We start from the raw sequence: 22,921 nt of genomic DNA on the forward strand, positions 1-22,921 counted from the left end.
CGCCTACATCTATGTCTGCGCCTACATCCGTCCACAGCTATGTCTGCGTGCACGCGGGTCTTGTCAGAAGCGTCACCGCGCGCCCGTTTCACTTCCTCAATCTGCTCCCGCTTGGCTTCAACTCTCTCCAGCCTCTTTTGAGGAGCCCCGCCCCTCACGATACCGTCGACTCTCTTGTAAAATCTCTCGCGGCAATCCAATCCAATCAGCCACTTGGAGCCCTTCTTCAGACCATACGGCGGTATCGATGCGTTCGACTCTGTAATCCATTGCGTCCGCCAAGTACTTCATTCGATTAGAAAATTCCACATTTGACCCCCCTGCCAGAGGAGTGAGCCCGGCTTGACGCAGCCCCCGGACACGAAACTGAGTGCATCCCGGCTCTGCAGACGCCTGCGGAAAATGAGTGGCGATAATGACTGAGGACTGCGTGTTGCGGTTCGGCAATGATTGCCGCAAACTGCGCAAAGTCCCCACAACCAACGCTTCTCCCTCAATTGGATTCGTTGATTTCGCCGGTTCGTCGAAGCAAATTAGTGCTGTTTCACCTGTCAAGAGAATGTCCCATGCGTCCTTGATTTGCCTGACTTCTGTCCCAAAGGAACTTAGACCAGATGTGCTGTGTCCAGACGAAGTGCCTCTCGTATCTCCATTCGTGTCCATACCGCTGCTCTCGCCCGCGTAAAAACGCACCCGCTGGAACAGGTGAGTTGCAAAGCGCTTCGCAGGTACAGGCAAGGCATACTGTGCACAAAGCTGGCATAACGCAAGTACCGACATGGCCACGGTCTTGCCTCCCATGTTTGAACCGCAGAGAACACTGGTACCTGCCGGCACTTCCCAGTTCAAGGGAACGTAGGTACGCCCAGCACTTTTCAGACGGCGTTCAACAAGCGGATGAACTGCTTCCTCGACCGCAATGCTCTGTGCTGCTTTGGGCACAGAGGCAATGCGCCACGACAAGAACAAGGCTGTTTTACTGACTCGCAAATCGATGTGAGCAATCTGATGTACAGCGGCCTGCCACGTCTTTGAAGCTTGCCGCAGTGTTCTGCTGAGACGCAGCAGGACCTCGTCAGCCTCCTTATCCATTGCCAATCGAACGTCGTCTCTCTGATTTTGAAACGCACGGACCGTGTCGGTTGTCTCCACTTTGAATACCGATTCGAAGGGGGTTTCCTGAATCCAGTCTGCGTTTGCCAGCTGTCTGAGGCTGGCTGCTGCGTCTCGTTGTTGCGGAAGCTGGCACCGAATCACGCCCTCCTTGTCGGGCGCAATCCCTGTTTTCTGACGCCACCATTCACGCCAAGCATGAACAGCCTGACTGAGACCGTGTTGTGCCTCAGCCAGTTTTTTCGCATTGTCGCGGTAGGTGTCCGACGCAACATGGTGAATGGAGAAACTCTTATCTGAGACATTTCCAAACGGCTTGAGCAGTTTGTCCCACATGCTTGAATCCCATATCCCTGCCAAAACAGCCTTCCAGTTGTCAGACAGAGTTTTTCCGTAATACGCGAACTGCTTTAGCAGCAATAGTTCCCTAGGTGAGAACACAGATGCCTGCTGTGTCATGGCTGCGTTACGAATATCCGGCAGCTTTTCTAACTGGCTTTGCAGGACATCGACTTCCGTCTGGCTGAGCGCCTTGATGTCGCCCTGAAGAACCTGCATGCTTTCTTCCCAAGCCTTCTCCTCGCCCGGATGAAAAGGTTTTAACTCACGCTTGGCATCTTGTCCGTAAGGTGTGACGGGCCGCCACTCTTCCCACAGTTCATCCCAGTTCAAACTATGGCGGCTGCCGCTGTCCAAGAACTCACTGACAGAGCGAGAGTGCGAGTTCATAGTACACCGCCTCTACTTACAGTGCCTCTATTTACGGTGGCTGCTGTGGCTCTAGCGTTTAGCACAGGGATACCTGGGGCCAGTTCAGCGATGGCTGCGACGAGCGTCTCAGACGAAAGGTCGTATCCCGTGATACTGTGCGGGTTTACGGTAATGGCTGCCACCGGTACCTGCCGCCAGACGGAAAGCCTGTGCCCGTTACGGAACCACCTTTGCAGGGCTTCACGCCCCGCCGTAACTTGTGCAGGATGGGCAGCAACCAGTTCAATCCCCCGGGGTTGGCTCCGGAGTCCTTGCAAAACTTCATCCGTCACAGCACCGGGGAGCCACAAGGCTTTGACTTGAGTCGGCCAACTGTGATGACTAGACAATCCCAACACACCCTGGTGTCGTGGAAACTTCACGACTTCCGATCCCGTCCAGATACCGATATCTCCCGCCTCTACAACTGCTTGCAGGCGCTTGCGAATGGACATAGTGACTTCAGGCAACTGAAACCTCAACAGAAAGGGTCTGGCTGCGGCTGCCACCCGGTCTGCGCTGGTACCCAGAACGGCACCCACGGACAAAACCACCGCGTCGACTAAGTCTGGTGTGGCAGCGGCAACGCGACTGAAGGCCCCATCCACCAGACATATCTCAGCACCAAGCGCCTGGAGCATGGGAACAACCGTTTGAATGTGGCGGCGCTGACGGACTCCTGCCAGCACCACATGACCTGATGTTTCGGTTCGAGCAATGAGAATGTTACCTAAAGGAGAACTGATGCCTGTGTCCTCAATGTACTCAAATACGGCCTCTGAGGCTTCTAAAGCAGCTTCGGCGGACGCCACCAAAGTCCCGACAGGCGCATAGACAGGAGGCTTTTCCACGCCAAGAATCGTGTCCAAGCGTTCCCCGTCCAGCCCAATACTGCATAGCCCCAGAGTCATATCATCGCTTATCGCTGTCGAGATAAAGGCATTCATAGCCGTTGTCTTGCCAGCGTGTTTGGAGGCGCCGATAAACGCGATTCGATTCCACGCCTTTGCTTTGCACTGCGCAATCCAGTCCATCACTGGCACCTCCTGCTGTAGTTATCGCGAACACGGCTAACACAACACGAACTCTTAGGGACGCATTGGAACTCATAGAAACTCTCAGGAACTCAGTGCAGCGCTCTACTCGTGTCTTGGCGCTCTTCTCAGTGCATCCTTGTCTACATTTTTATCCAGATGCTCTCTGTCATCACGCCGTTTTAGCTTCGTTGGCTCCAATGTCAAATCGACGTCATTTAACAGTCGAGCCACGCCAATCAGTTCGTCTTTGTCTTTGGATTTATCGTGATCGCAGCTGGGAGGACATCCCTGGTCCTCATAAGTTGGCTCGTGATAGGTGGTAATGACCCCTTCAAAGTTGCGCAGAATCACCTTGCCGTGACCTTGAGAAATCAGGTACTGCGGTCCTACCGGAATCTTTCCGCCGCCGCCGGGCGCATCCACAATGTAAGTCGGAATCGCGTAACCGGATGTATGACCGCGCAGTTGCTCCATAATTTCAATACCCTTGGAAACGGTTGTACGGAAGTGTTCAATGCCTTCGGACATGTCGCACTGATAGAGATAGTAGGGTCGAACGCGAATCTGTACCAGCTTGTGCAGCAGTTTTTTCATGACGTGCGGGCAGTCGTTGACACCACGCATTAACACTGATTGGTTGCCCATCGGGACCCCGGCATCCGCCAGTTTTTCACAGGCTGCGGCCGCTTCCGGCGTGATTTCATCTGGATGATTGAAATGTGTGTTGATCCAAACCGGATGGTACTTCTTCAAAATGCGGCAAAGGTTGTCTGTAATGCGCTGCGGAAAGACCACAGGTGCTCGTGTTCCCAGGCGAATGATTTCAACATGTGGAATCTCACGCAGTTTCCCGATGATGTATTCAAGAATCCTGTCGTTAACCAGCAAACCGTCGCCGCCGGAAAGAAGGACATCGCGGACTTCCGGCGTCCTGCGAATGTAGTCAATGGCTGCATCCAACTGCGGTTTTGGTACCGCATGGCCCACTTGACCGGAAAAACGCCGCCTTGTGCAGTGCCGGCAGTACATCGAGCACTGGTTGGTTATCAGAAACAGGACTCTGTCAGGGTAACGGTGTGTCAGACCCAGCACAGGCGAATCCTCGTCTTCGTCCAGAGGGTCTTCCATGTCCCAGGGCGATCGCTGCATTTCATGAGAAATCGGTACAGCCTGCATGCGAATCGGTTCCGTGGGATCATCGGGATCCATCAGCATGGCGTAGTAAGGCGTAATCCGCAGCGGAATGGACTCACGGACGTTGGCAACACCGGCTTCTTCTTTCTCTGTCAGATTCACGACTTGACGCAGTTCATCAACAGTATTGATGGTATGGGTCAGTTGCCATTTCCAATCGTTCCACTGCTCGTCAGTCACATCTTTCCACAGCTCAATGTCGCGAAAGTGACGCTGTTTCTTCCCGTAACGGTGAACTACCTGATTTTCCATAATACCCATTTGAACACCCTCCTTGAAATCGTTCGGTTTGGAATCTCCATTCGAGTCGCAGGTCTCGAGTACCTGATTTCAGGTGCCAGTTCTCAAGTACCAAATCGTTTCGCTACGCAGTAACGCTACATCGCAGCTTTATGCCATAGCGGCAAACTTCTGTTCGAAAACCTGCCTCAGCTCAGGGGACTCCCGCAACAGGTCTAGAGCCAACTCCGCATGTCCGAGGCAGTAGCCGTTGCCAATGACCATATCCACATCTTTACCTACACCTTCAGCACCCAAAGCAGCAGCAGTAAAGCTGGTTGCCATGCTGAAGAAGTAGACCGTACCTCTGTCTTTGGCGCACAAAATTGACGACATTTCCGTGTGCTCCACGTTGACGCAGTTAATGACCACATCTGCCAGTCCTCCGCCAAGCGCGTTCTCTACAGCCGCGAGTACATCCGCAGGCTTGGTGGCATCCAAATTCAGCACCTCATCTGCCCAGCCCAATCCCCGCAATCGTTCGCAAGCTGCTTCGCCATACTCCACAGCAATGACCTTGCCGTTTCCAGCTGCCAACCGAGCTTGGCGCAGTACCGTCATTCCTGACTTCCCCCCAGCCCCGAGAATCACCACACTGTTGCTTTCCTTCACTAACCGTGCGGTCTGTGCTGGTGCGCCGCAAACGTCAAACACAGCCAAAGCCACCCGTCGGGGAAGATCACTGGGCAACTTCGCAAAGATACCGCTTTCAAACAGAATCGCCTTTGCTTTCACATGGACCTGTGCATTCTTCATGTCGATGTCTCTAATTTCCTCAATAGCAAGAGGTGTTAATGACAGAGAGACCAGTGTCGCAATCTCATCACCCACTTGAACGTCAGTCCGGTTGCGGATTTTTTCACCCATCTCTTGCACACGTCCAATTAGCATCCCGCCCGATCCCGTCACTGGATTGTGATGCTTCCCCCGCTCCCCCACAATCCGCTCCATGATGTCCTTCACTTGCTTCGGGTCGTCTTGTGCTTCCCTGCGAATTTGCGTAAAAGAAGCCGAATCAATGTTCAACACATCCACGTCAATCAGAATTTCGTTGTCGTAACACACCATTTCGTTGTCGATTTTCCATGCTGCTTGCGGCATAACTCCAGCCGGTTCAATGACACGATGCAATCCATATTTGTCTCCCTGACGCACACAACCACCTCCTGCACATGAACACTCCCTGGCCTCCCTCACCATGAAACCCATACTATGCCGTACATACCGCACACCAATGACCCGATGGGAGACCCTCAGATGAAAGGCCCTTTGATGAAAGGCCTTTTGATGAGTGGCGGTGGGCCTCAGGTGCAAGCCCTCGGATGAGTAGCAAATGAGTGGCCCTCGAATGAGCAGCCCTTAATGCGTAGGCCTCTGGTGCAAGCCCTCGGATAAGTAGCAAATGAGTGGCCCTCGAATGAGCAGCCCTCAATGGGAGTGTGTAACTCGTGTTTCATTGTTTCTCTCTTGTTTATTGAAGCAAGTTCTATGCCAAGTATTTGGTTAGTCGTGATGAACAGGTAATTTATTTGTGAGTGGAGAGTGCTTCGCCGATGTCCACGAAGCTTGAATCGGGACATTGCCGTGGATTAACGGTCGATTGTCCGTTGAGTGACAAGTCGACCACACAAACGTCCAATCCGCGAAGCAGTGGCTTTTGGCCTGAAGGGTGGATAAACGGGTTATTCCCGTTTATCTTCCTTCCCTTTTTCTCTCTTTGCGATGAGTTCGAATAAGGGACAGCGGAACCGCCGGGATTTAACAAAACATCAGAGGGGAAATTGCATTTATTACCTTTAAATACCATTATATCCAGTTCAATAGGCAGCGGAACACTTGCGAGCTGCCGATGCAGGCCGTTTGTTCGTGACGCCAGTTGGTTAAGGATCCTTTTGCTCCCTATTCCAACGCACGCCAAAGAATAGTGATCGCTGCGATCCCTATCACCAACAGGCCGTCTAGAATAGGGATCCCGTTGATCCCTATCACCTATGCCCCATTCTGCCGCCTCCCACATTAGGGATCTTTCATGACACTAATGTCCCCGGCACGGAGCATTAGGGAGCTTTGCGATCACTACCGCCGTGGTCCCGCACCATTAGGGATCTTTCCGATCACTAACTGCCGACCGACCCCGACCCGCCCCCGGTCCGGTCACCCTGCCGCCGCTACTGGCAGCCTACGATGGCCGCGGGATCAACGGGATCAAGCAAAATATCAGCGGTAAAGTCTCATTTATTAACTCCAGTTACCATTATATCCAGCTCAATGCGCAGCGGAACACTTGCAGGCTGCCGATGCAGGCCGTTTGTTCGTGACGCCAGTTGGTTAAGGATCCTTTTGCTCCCTATTCCAACGCGCGCCGAAGAATAGGGATCCCGTTGATCCCTATCACCTACGACCCATTCTGCCGTCTCCCACATTAGGGATCATTCATGACACTAATGTCCCGGGCGTGAGGCATTAGGGAGCTTTGCGATCACTACCGCCGTGGTCCCGCACCATTAGGGATCTTTCCGATCACTAACCGCCCGCCCGGCCCCGGCACGGTCACCCCACTACTCGCCCCCGCCGCCGCTACTGGCAGCCTACGACCGCACCGGGATCAACGGGATCAAGCAAAATATCAGCGGTAAAGTCTCATTTATTAACTCCAATTACCATAATATCCAGCTCAATGCCCAGCGGACCTCTTACGTACTCCAGATGCAGGCCGTTTGTTCGTGACGCCAGTTGGTTAAGGATCCCTTTGCTCCCTATTCCAACGCGCGCCAAAGAATAGTGATCGCTGTGATCCCTATCACCAACAGGCCGTCTAGAATAGGGATCCCGTTGATCCCTATCACCTACGCCCCATTCTGCCGTTTCCCACATTAGGGATCATTCATGACACTAATATCCCCGGCACGGAGCATTAGGGAGCTTTGCGATCACTACCGCCGTGGTCCCGCACCATTAGGGATCTTTCCGATCACTAACTGCCCGCCCGGCCCCGGCACGGTCACCCTGCCGCACCCGCTGACAATACGGGCAGCCTACGACCGCAACGGGATCAACGGGATCAAGCAAAATATCAGCGGTAAAGTCTCATTTATTAACTCCTGTTACCATTATATCCAGCTCAATGCGCAGCGGAACACTTGCAGGCTGCCGATGCAGGCCGTTTGTTCGCGACGCCAGTAGGTTAAGGATCCTTTTGCTCCCTATTCCAACGCGCGCCGAAGAATAGGGATCGCTGCGATCCCTATCGCCAACAGGCCGTCTAGAATAGGGATCCCGTTGATCCCTATCACCTATGCCCCATTCTGCCGCCTCCCACGTTAGGGATCATTCATGACACTAATGTCCCCGGCACGGAGCATTAGGGAGCTTTGCGATCACTACCGCCGTGGCCCCGCACCATTAGGGATCTTTCCGATCACTAACCGCCGACCGACCCCGACCCCGGTCCGATCACTAACCGCCCGACCGGCCCCGACCTCGGTCCGTTCCTCTCCATCCGTTCACTCAATTTTCACTATGCGGAGAAATGCCAGCCTGTTTTAAGCGATACTGCAGTGTTTGTCGAGGCATACCCAGTCGGGCAGCCGCTCTCTTTACATTGCCGCCCACTACATTCAGCGCCTGTATGAGGACAATCCGTTCAAATGCCCCTGCCATCGTTGGGAAATCCGGTTGCGCCTCAGATTCCGCGTCAGTCCTGAGAGTATCCCAAAATGAATCCATACCGAATGATTGCAGCAATTCCGCCCACTCCGGCATCGTCGTAGTGTCAGTGTGATAAGGACGCAAAGGCATGTTACGCAAAGAGGATGCTGTTGCCCAAAAGTCGGCACTCGTACCATCCGGCCGATCCCCTTGGTTACGCGTCACCCCTCCCTGCTCCCGCGCTCCGCCAGCCCCTCGGTACTCACCGTACTTCCCAGACTCACCGTACTTCCCAGACTCACCGTACTTCCCAGACTCACCGTACTTCCCAGACTCACCGTACTTCCCAGACTCACCGTACTCCCTGATTTGAACCGGCAACACCTTCCGGGTAATCAGGCCAGAAGATACGAGGTTCATGGCAGCCTCGACCGCATTCTCCATTTCTCGAACGTTACCCGGCCAGGGGTACTCCTGGAACAGTGCCAAAACCTGGTCGTCAAACCCCTCTACCTGAAGCCCAAAGCGACCGTTCCACTTTTCCAAAAAGTGTTGCAGCAACAAGGGAATATCCCCCTGACGTGCCCGCAGTGGCGGTAAGTCCAGCCGGACCACATTGATTCTGTAGTAGAGGTCTTGTCGCAGCGTTCCTTTCCGAACAGCAGTTTCAGGCGGCTGATTCATGGCCACAATGACCCGAACACTGATTCTGCGCACCCGTGTGTCGCCGACCCGCAAGATTTCTCCTTCCTGCAAGACCCGCAACAATTTTGCCTGAAGTTCCAGCGGCATGGACTGAATTTCGTCGAGAAACAGTGTCCCTCCGTTGGCTAGTTCGAACAGCCCTTCGCGATCACCTGCACCTGTAAAACTACCTCGAACCGTACCAAACAGAATCCCTTCCAACAGGGAGGCTGGCAACGCGGCACAGTTCAGGGCCAAAAACGGCTGCTGCCGCCTCGGACTTGCATTGTGGATTGCCTGCACCATCAATTCCTTGCCGGTCCCGGTCTCACCATAGACCAGTATCGGGGAAGCCGTTCTCGCAGCCATTTCGGCTCTGTTTTTCATGTCTTTCAGTTGTTCGTCATGGGTAAGAATTTGTGAGAACTGATAGAGTGCCTGTGCACCGTCAAGTGCACTGTCATGTAGGCCGTCGACTGTTTTTGCATTTGAGGACTTTCTTCGTTTCCCTACCACTTGTGCCTGAAGGCTCAGAACCTGCTCAGAGAGCATCTTTAGCTGTGTTAGATCCTTTGCGATTTCTAAAGCGCCAATCACCGTCGATCCAGACAAAATCGGCAGAGTCGTATTAACCGTGTGCACTTTTACACCCAGATAGTTCGTGTAGGTTTGGGGCTTATTTGTAATGCCTGTGCCGGTTTCCAGTACCTGAAGCAGCGTACTGCTATCCGAACGCAAGGATGGGAAGACAGACAAAACATGTTTGCCAATAACGTCTTCCTGCTTCAACCCGTCCATTCTTCCTGCCGCCCGATTATAGACTAAGGTTACGCCTTCCATATCCACGGCGTGAATGCCTTCGTCAACGGTATCGAGGAGGTTCAAGAGCCATTCTTCGCCTGCACTAAACACAGTCATAAAAACACCTCGCTTTCTCCATTATACGAAAGCAAGGCCCTCTTCACGAGTTATTTGTGCTTATTTTTCGGCACATGCCGAATTTTCAGCAGATGTTGAGTCCGTTTCTGCAGCAGAGCGCCGAATTTTCCGCACTGCGCCGTAGTTGCCTCCCCGAGTTCCCCTTGCACGATTTTTTCCATCCCAAGTTCCTGTGCAACTTCAAAGCGAATCCGTTCCATCAGCTGCCGTTTGTCCAGACCTGCAAGCATGTCTTCTTGATCTCTGTGATCTCTGTGATCTCGTTGTTCTATATGATCTCTTTGACCCCTTTGTTCTCTTTGTTCTATGTGATCTCTCTGAACGCTTTGTTCTCTTTGTTCCGTCCGGTCTCTGCGCTGTTGCTGCGGCGGCCCGTCCCAAGCTTGTTTGAGTCGTTGCTTCCGGTCTTCTTGGTGCAACGACTGCTGCAGCCCTGGCTCCCTAGATGCCTTTGACTTGAGTTTATCCACGTCCTCCAAGGCTTTCCTGGTGCTCATACAAGCCCTCCTTGAAAAACCGGATTTGTGTTTGGACACGCTGGAGTTCGCCCGACAGGTTGAGACTGTAGTCCATCTTGATGAGGCCTTGGTCTGATGCCATAGACACATCCAAGCTGTGGGTATCCGTCATGACATCGAGGGTTAAAGGACCGGTCTGCAGGATGCTCGTAAACTGTTTGCCTGCTTCGAACTGATGCCGCCATTCTGCCGCACCGCGTCGAATCCATGTCAGTACATTACCTTTTACGTGCAGAACTGTCTTTATCTCATTAGCTAGTTCGTCGCGATTGTGCGGATCATCTTTGCCCTCATAGATAAACCAGTCATCGCGCTCGCCTTGCCGAACCCAGTGAACGTTCCGCCAGAGCTCTGTCTCTGCGGCTTCTGAACTCTCCGTCTTGTCATTCGCTTCAACATTTGCAGTATCCATTTCACCAACACCGGAACGTGTCCATCTGGTCCACTCCAACACGACCCTGTCTGCCGCTTGTAAATGACGGCTTGCCTCCAAGATGTTCCACCTCTTACTGTACGTTTATGCTTTTCCTGCAGTTTCCTTTCACCTTGCAATAACTCAATTTACCTTTTGGTCATTGCCTTTCGTCATTGCCTTTGTCTTGTGTCCATTCGTGTTGCCTTCAGCTTCGTCAGGTTTGCTCTTTGCACACAGGTTTGTTACTTGACAAACGCCAGCAGGGCCTCACGCACAAGCTTGGATGCCAGAATCTGTGTTTGTTCTGTTGGGTCAATTTGCGGTGCAACTTCCACCAAATCGAAACCGACAACGTCCAGCTTCTGCAACTCGGTCATGGCTGCAAAGGCTTCCCGCGCATCAATTCCGCCGTGTTCGGCTGTGCCTGTGCCGGGTGCGTAAGCGGGATCGAAAACGTCTATGTCCCATGTCACGTACACTGGCTTCCCTTGTAATTCATGCAGACTTTCGCGCAAGGGCTCCAAGAGATGAAACGGATGAAAGTGTGTGTGTTCCCGGGCCCACTGAAACTCCTCTCGCGTCCCGGAACGAATGCCGTACTGATACACCCGGTTGGGGCCAATGAGATTGCAAATATGACGAATCACCGTAGCGTGGGAGAATTCCTCTCCTTCGTAGTCTTCCCGAAGATCGGTGTGCGCATCAATATGGATCAACCGCAGGTCTGGGTATGCCTGGGCCGCGGCTCGGATTGAACCCCAGGATACTAAGTGTTCACCGCCGAGACCGAGCGGAAACTTGCCTGCCGCGTAGAGTGATGTCACGTACTCGTAGATCTGCTCAACACTCTTTTTGGGATTCCCGAAGGGCAGGGGCAAGTCGCCGGCGTCAAAATACGAGATATCAGCAAGGTCCTTGTCCAAATACGGGCTGTACTCTTCCACCCCGATGGAGACTTCGCGGATGCGGGCAGGTCCAAGTCGGGCGCCTGTTCGAAAAGACACTGTCCAGTCCATGGGCATGCCGTAAATGACAGCTTGTGCGCTGTCAAAGTCGCTTCCTGCACCGATATATACGTTCCCGCTGTAAGCAGGGTCGAAAGGGCTGTTTGCTGTCACGATTGAATCAACTCCTGGACAAATGGAGGCAATGCAAATGCAGCCTGATGGACCTCCGTTGAGTAATACTTCGTACCTGCTACTCTGCAGGCAGAGGCTTGATGGGGGTCGTACTGCTTACTGCCCATGGTGAAACTCCACATGCCTGTGGGATACGTCGGGATGTAGGCCAAATACAAATATGAGTTTTTAAACACTTCACCGATGTCCCGAGAGGTTTTCTGGATCAGATTTGCATTCATAAACGGTGACTCTGTCTGTGCCACCATTATGCCGTCTGGTTTCAAGGCACGGTGCACCGCGTGGTAGAAATCTTTGGCGAATAAGCCTACTGCGGGACCGACGGGATCGGTGGAATCAACCAGGATGACATCGAACTCCCCAGCATGGTCGTTCACGTATTGAATTCCATCCGTCACCTGCACATCCACACGCGGGTCGGACAAACCGCTGGCAATGCCGGGAAAGTACTCCTTGGACGCCGCAACGACGCGCCCGTCGATTTCCGCCAGAACGGCTCTTTCAACGGACTCGTGCTTCAGAATTTCGCGGATAGCACCGCCGTCGCCGCCGCCAATCACCAATACGTTTTTGGGATTTGCATGCGTGTGCAGCGCCACATGGCTAATCATTTCGTGGTAGACAAACTCATCCCTGTCTGTCGTCATGACGCAGCCGTCAAGCACGAGCAACTTGCCGTACTCTGCAGTTTCGTATACATCGAGGGATTGAAACTCCGTCTGCTCGCTGTGAAGGGTTTTATTTATCCTTAATCCTAGTTTCAAGTTTGAATTCTGCTGCTCTGTAAACCAAAGTTCAGATCTTGTCATCCGTACTCCTCCTGTCCTCGCATGGACCAGACAACAACTTGTCCATGGGGTTCCCGTATTATACCAAACCTGCATGAGATAAGTCGCTGCGGACATACTATTCCCGGATTACCAACACAGGGGGTCGCATTCCGATGTCTTCCAATCAGCCTGCCATGAATCCTTCTTTACCCAAGCCAAAGCATTGGTGGAAGCACAGCAAAGTCCGCAACTGGATTGTGTTCCCGCTCCTCGCAGGATTTGCTGGAGCAGCCGTAATTATTACCAGTCTACGCATCACACCGTTACCGTCGGTGGGACTCATCGATCCGACTGTACTCGACGACGCGGCGGGAAATGAATTGGCTGAATGGACGATTCGCGGATCACATTCAGAACAAGTCCCCCTGACCGACATTCCGCTTTCACTGCAACAGGCTACCATAGCGGTGGAAGACCGGCAATTCTATCGTCATCATGCATTCAATGTAACGTCTATCGGCCGCGCACTAGCAGTAGATTTTCTCCACCACAACATTGTGGAAGGCGGGTCAACCATTACCCAGCAACTGGCGAAAAACCTTTATCTAAACCAGCAGCGAACCGTCGTGCGGAAGTTGAAGGAAGCCCTGTACGCCATGCAATTGGAGCTGCACGAATCGAAGCATACCATTCTCACACAGTATTTAAATCTCGTTTATTTCGGACATGGTGCTTACGGTGTTCAGGCTGCCAGTGAACTATACTTTCATAAGCCCGTCTCTGAGTTAAATCTGGCTCAGTCTGCAATGCTGGCCGGGTTGCCCAAGGGACCTGAACTGTATTCTCCTTTCCGGAACCTGACAGCAGCCAAAAATCGACAGTACGATGTACTGCAGAGTATGGTGCGAGGCAGGTACATCACACAAAATGAAGCAGACAAGGCGTTTCGACAGCCTTTACACTTGTCTCACGTGCACGATCCTTTACAAAAAGCTCCCTACTTCACCGCCACCGCCATCCGGGAAATGCAGCAGCGGTTTCACATCTCCCCTGACTACCTGTACAGAGGGGATTGGCATGTGCAGACAACGCTCGATCCCGTTTTACAAAAAGCCGCAGAACGCGCGGTTGCCAGCACACTGCCGAAACAGGGGGACCTGCAGGCCGCGCTCATTGCAATGGATCCCAAGACAGGTGCCATCAAAGCCATGGTAGGCGGTAAAGAGTTTGACAAGAGTCCCTACAACCGGGTGTTTGCGCAGAGACAACCGGGATCGACCTTTAAAGGAGTCCTTTACACCAGTGCACTTGAACATGGTTGGTCCCCCGCAAAGCGCATCAACAGCGAGATGACAACCTTTCTCTATGACAATGGCAAAACCTATACGGTTCACGACTACGGCGATTTTTACGCACACAGACCCTTGACACTGAAGGAAGCCATCGCGCGCTCAGACAATGTCTACGCAGTGACAGCCAACCTCGAGGTAGGACCTGATGAAGTCATTCAGACCGCTCGAAAGATGGGGCTGACCACTCCTCTCAAGCCATACCCGGCCATGGCTTTAGGCGTGTTTCCGACCAGTCCGCTGCAATTGGCGGCTGCCTACAGCGTTCTTGCCAACGGAGGCAATACGGTTGACCCATACACAATCTCCCAAATCACTTCGCCGTCGCTGAAGCAGCCCTTAAATGCAACCCGTGAACACCAGAACGTGGTTTCACCTGATGTTGCCTTTGAAATGAGCGATTTGCTCCGCAGTGTGACGGAACCCGGGGGTACGGCTTATCGGGCACGCAAGTATTTGCACGGTCCGGTTGCCGCCAAAACCGGAACCACCAACACAGATGCCTGGACAGTAGGCTACACTCCCAATCTAGTCTGCGCAGTGTGGGTGGGATACGACAACAACAAACCGCTGTCGATGACCGAGGCCCATTTGGCAACACCCATCTGGGGTAAGTTTATGGGGACGGCTCAGCAACGAGATCCCGCAAAGTGGTACACTGCACCGCCGCAACTGGTGGAGCGCACCATCGATCCAGCGACAGGCAAACTTGCCACTTCAGCATGCCGGGACAGAGAGACAGACTACTTTGTAAAAGGAACAGAACCTACAGATTCCTGTCCTCTCCACCCTGTCATTGAATCTTCAGAAAAAAATCACTGGTTTTCACTATTTCCGGGCTTGTTTCACGGGACACATTGACTCCTCTATGCTAAAATTGTGGAAAAACCACTGGAGGAGATAATTTCGTGGAACATCGCCTGTCCAATCGAGTGCAAAGCATATCGCCTTCAGCCACAATCGCCATTGACACAAAGACGAAGGCTCTGCTGCGTGAAGGAAAACCAGTGATTAACATGAGTGTCGGAGAGCCGGATTTTGATACGCCGAAAGCCGCAGCATTTGCAGGCATGAAAGCCATTGCTGACGGCCACACGCGCTACACACCTGCACCCGGCACACTCGATTTACGCAAAGCCATTGCAAAAAAACTGATGGAAGAGAACGGTCTTCAATACGCCCCTGAGCAAATTGTGGTTTCGTCGGGAGCAAAACACTCCCTCTTTAACGTGTTTCTAACGATTTGCAATCCCGGCGACGAAGTCGTCCTGCCAGCCCCATACTGGGTTTCCTACCCGCAGCAAATACGGATGTCCGGTGCCAAACCAGTCGTTGTACAGACCGAAGAACAAAATGGCTTTAAGATGACAGCCGCTCAGTTGAGGAACGCCATTACGGATAAGACAAAGGCTGTTCTGCTGAACTCTCCGTCCAACCCAACAGGCGCCGTCTACTCTGAAGCCGAGCTTCGAGAGTTGGGTGATGTCCTGCGCGAGACAGACCTGTACATCGTAACGGATGAGATTTACGAACGGCTGGTGTACGACGTAGAGCACATCAGCCTGGCGTACCTGTATCCAGAGCTATTGGACAGAACCCTGCTCGTGAACGGATTTTCCAAGGCATTCGCGATGACCGGATGGCGTCTTGGCTATGTGGCAGCTCCTGCTGACATCGCCAAAGCCATGTCCAGCTTGCAAAGCCACGCAACCGGAAATGCGTCCAGCGTCTCACAGCAAGCCGGCATTGCAGCTTTGGATAACTTTGATGAGAATATGGTGCGGGAGTTCCGCCGCCGGCGCGATCGGCTGGTACAAGGACTCCGAGACTTACCCGGAGTCAGTTGCCTTGTTCCTGATGGAGCTTTCTACGTGTTTCCGAACATCTCAAAGCTTCTCGGACGCCAATTCAACGGCAAAACCATTGACACCGCCACCACCTTTGTCGAGTTGCTGCTGGAACACGAAATGGTATCAGCAGTCCCAGGAGATGCCTTCGGGGCACCGGAAAATGTTCGCTTTTCCTATGCAACTTCCTACGATAACATCGAGACCGCACTTACCCGCCTAGGCCACTTCGTTCAGCAAATTGGCTGACGATGTAAATGCGTTCGAGTTGAACAATGACTAAGGGAAAGAAAGCCCGGGCACGACAGATGCCCGGGCTTTGTGGTGTGTGGGGCGGCGACTTGGGGGCCGGGCCCTGGGGGCTTGAGGCGGCGGATCGGAGGCCCGGCGGGCCCATAGGGATCCCAATGATCACTATGAGCTGACAGGCCCAAACGATAGTGATCCTTCGGATCACTACGGCACCCACACGTCAGAGCATTATGTCGCAAATGATCACTATTTGTCACGAGCCTCCGCTAATGTAGTGGAAATAGTGCGCAAAACGATCCCTATGGCGGACCCGCCTAGCGAAATAGTGCGATATGCGATCACTATTATCCACGGTACTCTGAAATAGTGCGATATGGGATCCCTATCGTTCGGCGACCCTTCTGAACGCAGCCCGTCTCAATGCAGCCCTTTTCTATAGTCGTTCAGTCGTTCAGAGGTTTGATACTCACTGAAGTACTTGAGGAAGGTGGATAAACGGATAATTCCGTTTATCTTCCTCCCTAAGCATCCTCCTGTTCAAAACCGTAGGCATTTCTCTGTTCTACACCGTTTGCACAATCGCAAAATCCTTGCCTGCTGATTGGGGATAACTAATGGATTTCTCCCTCGGGATCGGTCCATTGACCATCATTTTGAATCTTGATGAGGCCTTCCTTGTCGAGTTCCGTCATAACTTCAAAAATGCTGTCTCGCTTCTGCTCTGGCAGAGCTCTGACAAACTCGTTTATGTCCCGTTGCGGCACTAGATTGACAAAATGTACTCCGCCATACTTTGCATACATAGAACGCTGGGTGTTGGGATCCATATGCGCCCTCCTCACGTCAAAATTCATCCGCCTAATGCTTCTCCATAATGCTTCGTAAATCAACTGAGCGTACTGTGAATCAAATGACAAACTTACAGACTAACGCTAGTCTGTGCGCAGAGAAAAACCATTATACGGCGGCAACACGTTGATCCAGCGTATCGCCTTCGGTTAAATCGCCGCCTGTCCATCCGTTTGCGGCAAAGCACGTTCGCTACCTCATTACATACCACATCACATACCTCATCGGATTATCATGAGTGGAACTGGGGATGCAATTCACTAACGCAATTTACTAACGCACTTTACTATTTCACACAATGTTCGCTTTTTAGGCGTTAGTTGGTGCTTTACGATTTGAATTCAACGGAGGATAACGATACGGTGGTTATAGTACCCGTGTTGTCTGATGCAGTTCGAGATTTCGAATTTCCGCTCGTCAACTGAAAACCGTTAAATCGGTACTGGAGGGTCTACACATGCAATTACAAAACAAAGTTGCAGTCGTGACAGGCGCCGCTTCCGGAATGGGAAAAGAAATCGCCATGTTGTACGCCCAAGAAGGGGCCAAGGTTGTTTTGGCGGACATTGCAGAGGAATCATTGAACAGTGTTGCGAAGGAAATACAACGGCTCGGCGGTACAACAACCAGTGTTGTATCGAATGTGGCTAAAGAAGCAGACATTCAAACGATGATTGATACGGCTGTGAATGAATTTGGTTCCCTTGATATCTTAGTGAACAATGCTGGCATAATGGACAAGATGACCGCTGCGGCTGAGCTGACGGACGAACTTTGGGAGCGGGTATTTGCAGTTAATGTAACCGGTCCAATGCGTGCGATTCGCAAAGCACTCCCACTAATGATAAAACAAGGCGGTGGAGCTATCATCAATGTGGCTTCAGTTGGCGGATTATTCGGATCTCGTGCGGGTGCCGCTTACACTGCCTCTAAACACGCTGTTGTCGGACTCACAAAGAACGTTGGGTATCAATACAGTAAACTCGGTATTCGCTGCAACGCAATTGCACCAGGTGCAGTTGAAACAAACATTGGGGCTGATTTAGCCAATGTGGACCCATCTTCACTGGGTCTCCAACAAGCCATGATTGGCATAGGTGTAAATCCTCGTACAGGCAAACCGGAGGAGATTGCCCGCGTAGCACTGTTCCTGGCTTCAGATGACTCCAGTTTTATTAATGGAACCGTCATCACAGCTGACGCTGGCTGGACAGCATATTAAACATTACCGCCGAACCCCGCATCGTCATACAAACACCGCATCTTCATGTCCTGCGGTTCATGTGAGAGGGAGTGCAGCGCACTCTCTCTTTAATATTGCCCCCCATCCCGCCAACATCTTTCACCAAAACGGTCCTGGTTCAATACATTAATAGCGAGAGGAATGCCCGGAACAGAGGGGGTGAAGAATGTGCACAGGAACTATCATTCCACTGGCACACGCGTCCAAAAACTGAGGAAAGAACTGAGGGAGTTGGACCCAGCGCGGGCTGACTATCGGAATTTGCGGATGAAACTAATAAAAGACATTGAGCTAGCAAAAGCGAATCAGCCCAAATCGCAAAAGAAAACATCAGGACGAAGCGGACGCGTTAGCTCCAAAGGAAAAACTGCGTCATCCAGAAAGAGAGCAACATCCAATACTGCTGCTTCATCCAAATCCAAGGCAACTTCTTCAGGAAAGAAAGGAAAAGGGCTGAGCGGCTTGTTAAGCTCTGAGAATATTCAAGAATCGCTGAAACAAGTGAACAACCTGCGCGGTCTGGTCAAGAATGGTCTTGGTTACTTGCAGCAAGCCGACTCGCTTCTGGAGACATTGTACGCAACTTCAAGCAGTCTGAAAGATACGGGCGTGCTGGATAAATTGATAAAGCAAAAAGGCAAGAATCTGACGACGGAAGACTTCACCAATATTCTTGTAGCGCTAATGAATTCACCTGTTGGCGGACAATTATTAGGGGGAGGAAAATCATCAGACGAATCATCAAAATCAGGGTCGGGCCATCAAGACGAGAAAGCCGCGGCACAAAACGCAAGTGAGAACCAGGCGGCAACAGCCAGCCAGGGTGTCAACACAAATGGGAACCAAGGTTACACACAAGGTCCCCAGCAAGGATATGCACAAGGGCAGCCTGTCCAGCCGGGATATATGCAACCGGGAATGCAACCGGGAATGCAACAAGGATTTCAGGGCCCACAGTACCCACAGCAGCCAATGCAACAGCAGCCGCAACAACCACCGCAACAACAGCCCCCGCAGCAGCCTGGGGGAAATACAAACCAGCAAACGGGACCCTATCCGCCCTACAATCAAGGCATGCCGGGACCCATGCAGCAACCTCAGCCTCCGCAAACCCCTCCGCAGCAATGAGCGCCCACTGGCTAGCGATAAACAGCAAAAAGACAACAATAAAAGCGGCTGCACAGCCGCCGCTTTCTTTACAGGCGGGTCGAAAAGACCCGACCTGTGTTATTTGGATTTTGGCACATACTTCTTGATTTCCTTCAGTGTCTTGTCGTCAACATTTTGGCCGTATTTATTCACAATCTCATCTACGCTGGAGTTCGGACCATGCTTGGTTGCGTCCTTATATGCGTTTACGAACTGTTTAATCCGTTGATCCGGTACTGGCAGACCCAGCTTGTCGGCAAAATTCTTTGCCATTTTTTCAACCTGGTTCGGATCCTGCCATTCATCCGGTTTGACACGTTTCACGTCATCCAGAATCTCAAATATGGCTCTGCGTTTGCCGCTTAAGTTTTGCTTTAAGTTATCGAATCCAGATTGCGATTGCTTCGCCTCTTGCTGTCTTGAATCCGGCTGTGCTCCGGCTGATGCGGGTTTCTGTGTTGACTGGGTCCGTGCTTTTGCAACTCTGGCACGGTTAGCAGTCCGGTTTCGTTTCACCGGCTTCTTTGCCACACTATCCCCTCCTCTTCAGATGTCCGCTCCAAGAGGAGCCTCACCATACTGTATGGTTTGACTTCAAAAAGTGCGCCTGCTTTAAGCCAAAAACAGGCATTTGCAGCGCCTACTTTACTTTGCCTCTCAAGTGCCGCAGCGTATTGAGGTGAATTCTGCGCAGTGCCAGTTCCGATTTTGCATATGGCGCGGTCGGTATGACTCGATACTTCCCTGGACCAGCAATACTGCGTTTTTGCACCCAGGTAGGAGCATAGGCGATTCGCCGAAGATTGACCGTACCGTCAGCTCCTTTTTCCAGGGTCAAGCGGACAATAACGCCAATATCGGCGTACCTGTTGCCCATCATCCTGTCTGATATGAAATTTCCCAGTGAATAGATGGCAAAACGCCGCTTTGTCCGGCCCCACTTGTCCGTCACGGTCTGAATGGAAGCAGGCTGGAGGACGTGCGGGTGTGCTCCCAGAATAATGTCTGCACCGTGGTAGAACAGCGTGCGCACAATTTGCTTTTGCCGCTGGTTTGGGTAGCGATAAAATTCTTGTCCGAAATGCAGCGAAACTACAACAGCGTCACAACGTCCGTGCAGCGCGTTTAAGTCCTGTATCATCCGCTGCTGATGAATCCGATTCACCAGCCACGGCTTGCCGCTTGGCACTGGAATATAGTTTGTTCCATAGGTGTATGACAGGATGCCAATACGAAAACCGTTAGCGTTGTAAATGAGCTGCTTTTGAGACTCCGCTTTTGACCTAAAGGTTCCCGTATGCTGTATACCAGCCTTATCAAGGACGTTCAGGGTGCGTCTGAGTCCACTTTCACCGCGATCCATGCAGTGATTGTTGGCAGTCGTCAATACATTGAAACCAACTCGCCTGAGTGTATATGCCAGTTCGTCTGGACAATTGAACCGCGGATATCCTGTTTTTGGATTCCGCTTTTGGTAGACCTGTTCCCTCCCGGACAGTGTCGTTTCCAAGTTCCCTATGGTTAAATTTGCTTGCCTTAGAAGCGGTGCGGCTTTTGCAAACATAGGGTCAAACAGATAGCTGCCCTGTGCTGTGTCTCTTGCAGCCTGTATTTGTGACCCCCACATCAGGATGTCACCAACAGCTGCAATGCGCAGTGTGCGAGGCATAGAAATCCCCCCTTTTTCACCTTGCATTGCAGTGTATTCCCCGCTCCGAGAAAGAGCGTGTTTCATTGCCTACAGTGGAGTATCCAGCCCACTCACTTTCGCCCTTCAGCCATATGCTGGATTACCAGTCTATGCAGAATGCAGGTGAGCAGAGTGGCGACTTCACTCGGTTTAAAGAAGCCAATGATTGCAATCACAGGAAGTGCGGGTAAATCCACAACGAAGGAAATGCTCGCGGCCATCCTTAGGAGAAAGTGGAAAGTATTTAAAACTCCGGCGAATCACAACCTTTATTCGCATACGAGGAACTATGCCAAACAACTAAAACGGGGAAGCTACCGTGCGGCAGTGCTTGAATACGGGTTGTCTGCAAAAGGCCACATACGGCTGCACTGCCAAGCAATTCGGCCGGATATTTCAATCGTAACGAATATCGGAACTGCCCATCTAGGGAGTTTTGGCGGTGACATCAAAAAGCTGATTCGGGCAAAGTCTGAGATCATCCGCTACATGTCGCCGAGCGGTATGGCTGTCTACAACATTGACGATGCCAACAGTCGCGCTATGCCCAAAGGGAACTTCCGGGGTACGCTCGTGACTGTCGGTATTCAATCCGCAAAAGCAGATTACAGAGCCCAAAACATTAGTTACGGCAAAGGCGGGATGAACTTTTCAGTGAAGATTGACGGCACAAGCCAGCGTTTCTTCATACCGATTTACGGACGCCATCAAGTGTACAACGGCTTGTGTGCCATTGCTGTGGCAAGTCGGCTAGGCTTTACCCCGGCAGAGATTCGGGCTGGGTTGCGCAACTATACGCGAATGCAAAGCCGGTTGACGGTACGGCGTGTACCAAGCGGTGCATTGGTCATCGACGATACCTACAGTGCTAATCCAAATGCCGCCAAGGCTGCAATCGACGTGCTGTCGGCGATTGGCGGAAAGAACAAGGTTGCTGTACTGGGGAATATGCTCTCGCTTGGACAATATACTAAAATAGGCCACCGGGGCGTAGGCAGCTACATCGCAAAAAAGCGTGTCACGTATTTGTACACGTACGGAAAGTATGCTTATCAAATCGGCAGCAGCGCCGTCGCGGCCGGGTTCAACAGCAACCATTGGCGTCATTTTACATCACGACCTGCATTACATCAGTCACTTCGAAAGCACTTGCAGCAAGGGACAACATTTTTGGTAAAGGGATCGCACGCGACCAATATGAAACAAACTGTGCTCTATCTGGTACGCAGCAAGAAATAGCTGAAAACTCATATCAGTCTATTTGTCTGAAATTTGAAGACACAAACGGAATTCTGTATACTCCCTAGGATGTTGCAGGTTTTGTAGACACTGTCCCTCATGACTCGCTGATAGTGACCCGATGCTTGGGACAGTTGCTCTCAGAGCCCTTTTATTAGGGGAGTGGAAGCTATGTTGACTGTGGGGATTGCGGGCGGTACGGGATCGGGGAAAACCAGTGTTGCCAGCTCCATCGTAGAACACCTTGGGGAAAGCGTCGTAACGCTAATACCGCAGGATGCGTACTACAAGGATTATCCAAATCTGTCCCCGGGCGATCGATCCCGTTTAAATTACGACCATCCTGACTCATTTGACACCGAATTGTTGCATTTGCAAATCGAGCAACTAAAGCAAGGACAAGCTGTGCAGATGCCTGTCTACGACTTTTCAACACACAGGCGACACCAAGAGACCATACTTGTTCCTTCCCGACAAGTCATCATTCTTGAGGGAATTCATGTACTGGTGGACGAGCAGTTGAGAGACGCTATGGATATCAAAATCTTTGTCGACACAGATCCGGATGTGCGGGTTCTGCGAAGAATGCTGAGAGACGTCAAGGAACGCGGACGCAGCGTGGATTCGGTGTACAGCCAGTACTTGCAGACAGTGAAACCGATGCACGATGCGTTTATTGAACCGTCCAAGCGCTATGCAGACCTGATTTTACCGGAAGGCGGAGAAAACCAGATTGGCATTAGTCTTGTGGTAGCGCGCATTCAACACTTTTTGCATCCATTGTCCAGCAAATGACATTGTGTTTACTTTACGGCTG

General features: G+C 51.9%; 18 protein-coding genes. 6 read left to right on the forward strand and 12 right to left on the reverse strand.

Going from position 1 to position 22,921, the window contains the following annotated elements; translation table 11 throughout:
• Nucleotides 1–117: 117 nt before the first annotated feature.
• From GI364_RS23820 to speE, 9 genes are all read right to left on the reverse strand, one after another.
• A complete protein-coding gene (locus GI364_RS23820) occupies nt 118–1,842 on the reverse strand; it encodes a MutS-related protein (RefSeq protein WP_198851634.1) in 1,725 nt (574 codons plus the stop codon).
• Nucleotides 1,839–2,897, reverse strand: a complete 1,059-nt coding sequence (locus GI364_RS23825; protein ID WP_198851635.1) for a lysine 5,6-aminomutase reactivase subunit KamB — start codon at nt 2,895–2,897, stop codon at nt 1,839–1,841. Before GI364_RS23825 ends, GI364_RS23820 begins: the two co-directional genes overlap by 4 nt.
• Nucleotides 2,898–3,002: 105 nt before the next feature.
• Entirely contained in the window at nt 3,003–4,346 is a 1,344-nt protein-coding gene (ablA, locus tag GI364_RS23830) for a lysine 2,3-aminomutase (RefSeq protein WP_198854191.1), read from the reverse strand.
• 138 nt (nt 4,347–4,484) lie between these two features.
• Entirely contained in the window at nt 4,485–5,528 is a 1,044-nt protein-coding gene (locus GI364_RS23835) for an L-erythro-3,5-diaminohexanoate dehydrogenase (protein ID WP_198851636.1), read from the reverse strand.
• Nucleotides 5,529–7,880: 2,352 nt separating this feature from the next.
• On the reverse strand, nt 7,881–9,623 hold the full coding sequence (locus GI364_RS23840) for a sigma-54 interaction domain-containing protein (RefSeq protein ID WP_233095940.1): 1,743 nt from the start codon (nt 9,621–9,623) through the stop codon (nt 7,881–7,883).
• A gap of 50 nt (nt 9,624–9,673) precedes the next feature.
• Nucleotides 9,674–10,141 (reverse strand): small, acid-soluble spore protein, alpha/beta type, encoded by a 468-nt coding sequence (locus tag GI364_RS23845; protein ID WP_198851637.1) that lies wholly within the window; start codon nt 10,139–10,141, stop codon nt 9,674–9,676.
• Nucleotides 10,107–10,655, reverse strand: coding sequence for a YwiB family protein (locus tag GI364_RS23850; RefSeq protein WP_198851638.1), 549 nt, complete (start codon nt 10,653–10,655; stop codon nt 10,107–10,109). Before GI364_RS23850 ends, GI364_RS23845 begins: the two co-directional genes overlap by 35 nt.
• Nucleotides 10,656–10,819: 164 nt before the next feature.
• Nucleotides 10,820–11,695, reverse strand: coding sequence for an agmatinase (gene speB, locus GI364_RS23855; protein WP_233095941.1), 876 nt, complete (start codon nt 11,693–11,695; stop codon nt 10,820–10,822).
• On the reverse strand, nt 11,692–12,525 hold the full coding sequence (gene speE, locus GI364_RS23860; protein WP_198851639.1) for a polyamine aminopropyltransferase: 834 nt from the start codon (nt 12,523–12,525) through the stop codon (nt 11,692–11,694). The genes speB and speE overlap by 4 nt, the downstream gene beginning before the upstream one ends.
• A 134-nt stretch (nt 12,526–12,659) precedes the next feature.
• Between speE and GI364_RS23865 the strand changes: the two genes are divergently transcribed.
• Together GI364_RS23865 and GI364_RS23870 are read left to right on the forward strand one after the other, a co-directional pair.
• Nucleotides 12,660–14,696, forward strand: coding sequence for a transglycosylase domain-containing protein (locus tag GI364_RS23865; RefSeq protein ID WP_233095942.1), 2,037 nt, complete (start codon nt 12,660–12,662; stop codon nt 14,694–14,696).
• Between the two features lie 47 nt (nt 14,697–14,743).
• The gene (locus GI364_RS23870) at nt 14,744–15,931 is read left to right on the forward strand and encodes a pyridoxal phosphate-dependent aminotransferase (protein WP_198851640.1); all 1,188 of its coding nucleotides are present in this window, start codon (nt 14,744–14,746) and stop codon (nt 15,929–15,931) included.
• Between the two features lie 614 nt (nt 15,932–16,545).
• Here the strand turns inward: GI364_RS23870 and GI364_RS23875 are convergent.
• Entirely contained in the window at nt 16,546–16,761 is a 216-nt protein-coding gene (locus tag GI364_RS23875) for a hypothetical protein (RefSeq protein WP_198851641.1), read from the reverse strand.
• A gap of 479 nt (nt 16,762–17,240) precedes the next feature.
• On the opposite strand from GI364_RS23875, the gene GI364_RS23880 reads away from it, so the two are divergent.
• Nucleotides 17,241–18,005 (forward strand): SDR family oxidoreductase, encoded by a 765-nt coding sequence (locus GI364_RS23880; RefSeq protein ID WP_198851642.1) that lies wholly within the window; start codon nt 17,241–17,243, stop codon nt 18,003–18,005.
• Between the two features lie 189 nt (nt 18,006–18,194).
• Nucleotides 18,195–19,154, forward strand: a complete 960-nt coding sequence (locus GI364_RS23885) for a hypothetical protein (RefSeq protein WP_198851643.1) — start codon at nt 18,195–18,197, stop codon at nt 19,152–19,154.
• A 99-nt stretch (nt 19,155–19,253) separates the two neighbouring features.
• On the opposite strand, the gene GI364_RS23890 is transcribed toward GI364_RS23885, so the two are convergent.
• Together GI364_RS23890 and GI364_RS23895 are read right to left on the reverse strand one after the other, a co-directional pair.
• Nucleotides 19,254–19,706, reverse strand: coding sequence for a hypothetical protein (locus tag GI364_RS23890; RefSeq protein ID WP_233095943.1), 453 nt, complete (start codon nt 19,704–19,706; stop codon nt 19,254–19,256).
• Nucleotides 19,707–19,815: 109 nt separating this feature from the next.
• Nucleotides 19,816–20,844, reverse strand: a complete 1,029-nt coding sequence (locus tag GI364_RS23895) for a CapA family protein (RefSeq protein ID WP_198851644.1) — start codon at nt 20,842–20,844, stop codon at nt 19,816–19,818.
• Between the two features lie 153 nt (nt 20,845–20,997).
• Here GI364_RS23895 and murF point away from each other — a divergent pair, with 153 nt between their 5' ends.
• Together murF and udk are read left to right on the forward strand one after the other, a co-directional pair.
• Nucleotides 20,998–22,104: a UDP-N-acetylmuramoyl-tripeptide--D-alanyl-D-alanine ligase gene (murF, locus tag GI364_RS23900; protein ID WP_198851645.1), complete on the forward strand. Its 1,107-nt coding sequence runs from the start codon at nt 20,998–21,000 to the stop codon at nt 22,102–22,104.
• A 171-nt stretch (nt 22,105–22,275) separates the two neighbouring features.
• On the forward strand, nt 22,276–22,899 hold the full coding sequence (gene udk / locus GI364_RS23905) for a uridine kinase (protein WP_198851646.1): 624 nt from the start codon (nt 22,276–22,278) through the stop codon (nt 22,897–22,899).
• Nucleotides 22,900–22,921 lie beyond the last annotated feature (22 nt).

The organism is Alicyclobacillus sp. SO9, from assembly GCF_016406125.1.
In the GTDB taxonomy this organism is placed as follows: Bacteria; Bacillota; Bacilli; order Alicyclobacillales; family Alicyclobacillaceae; genus SO9.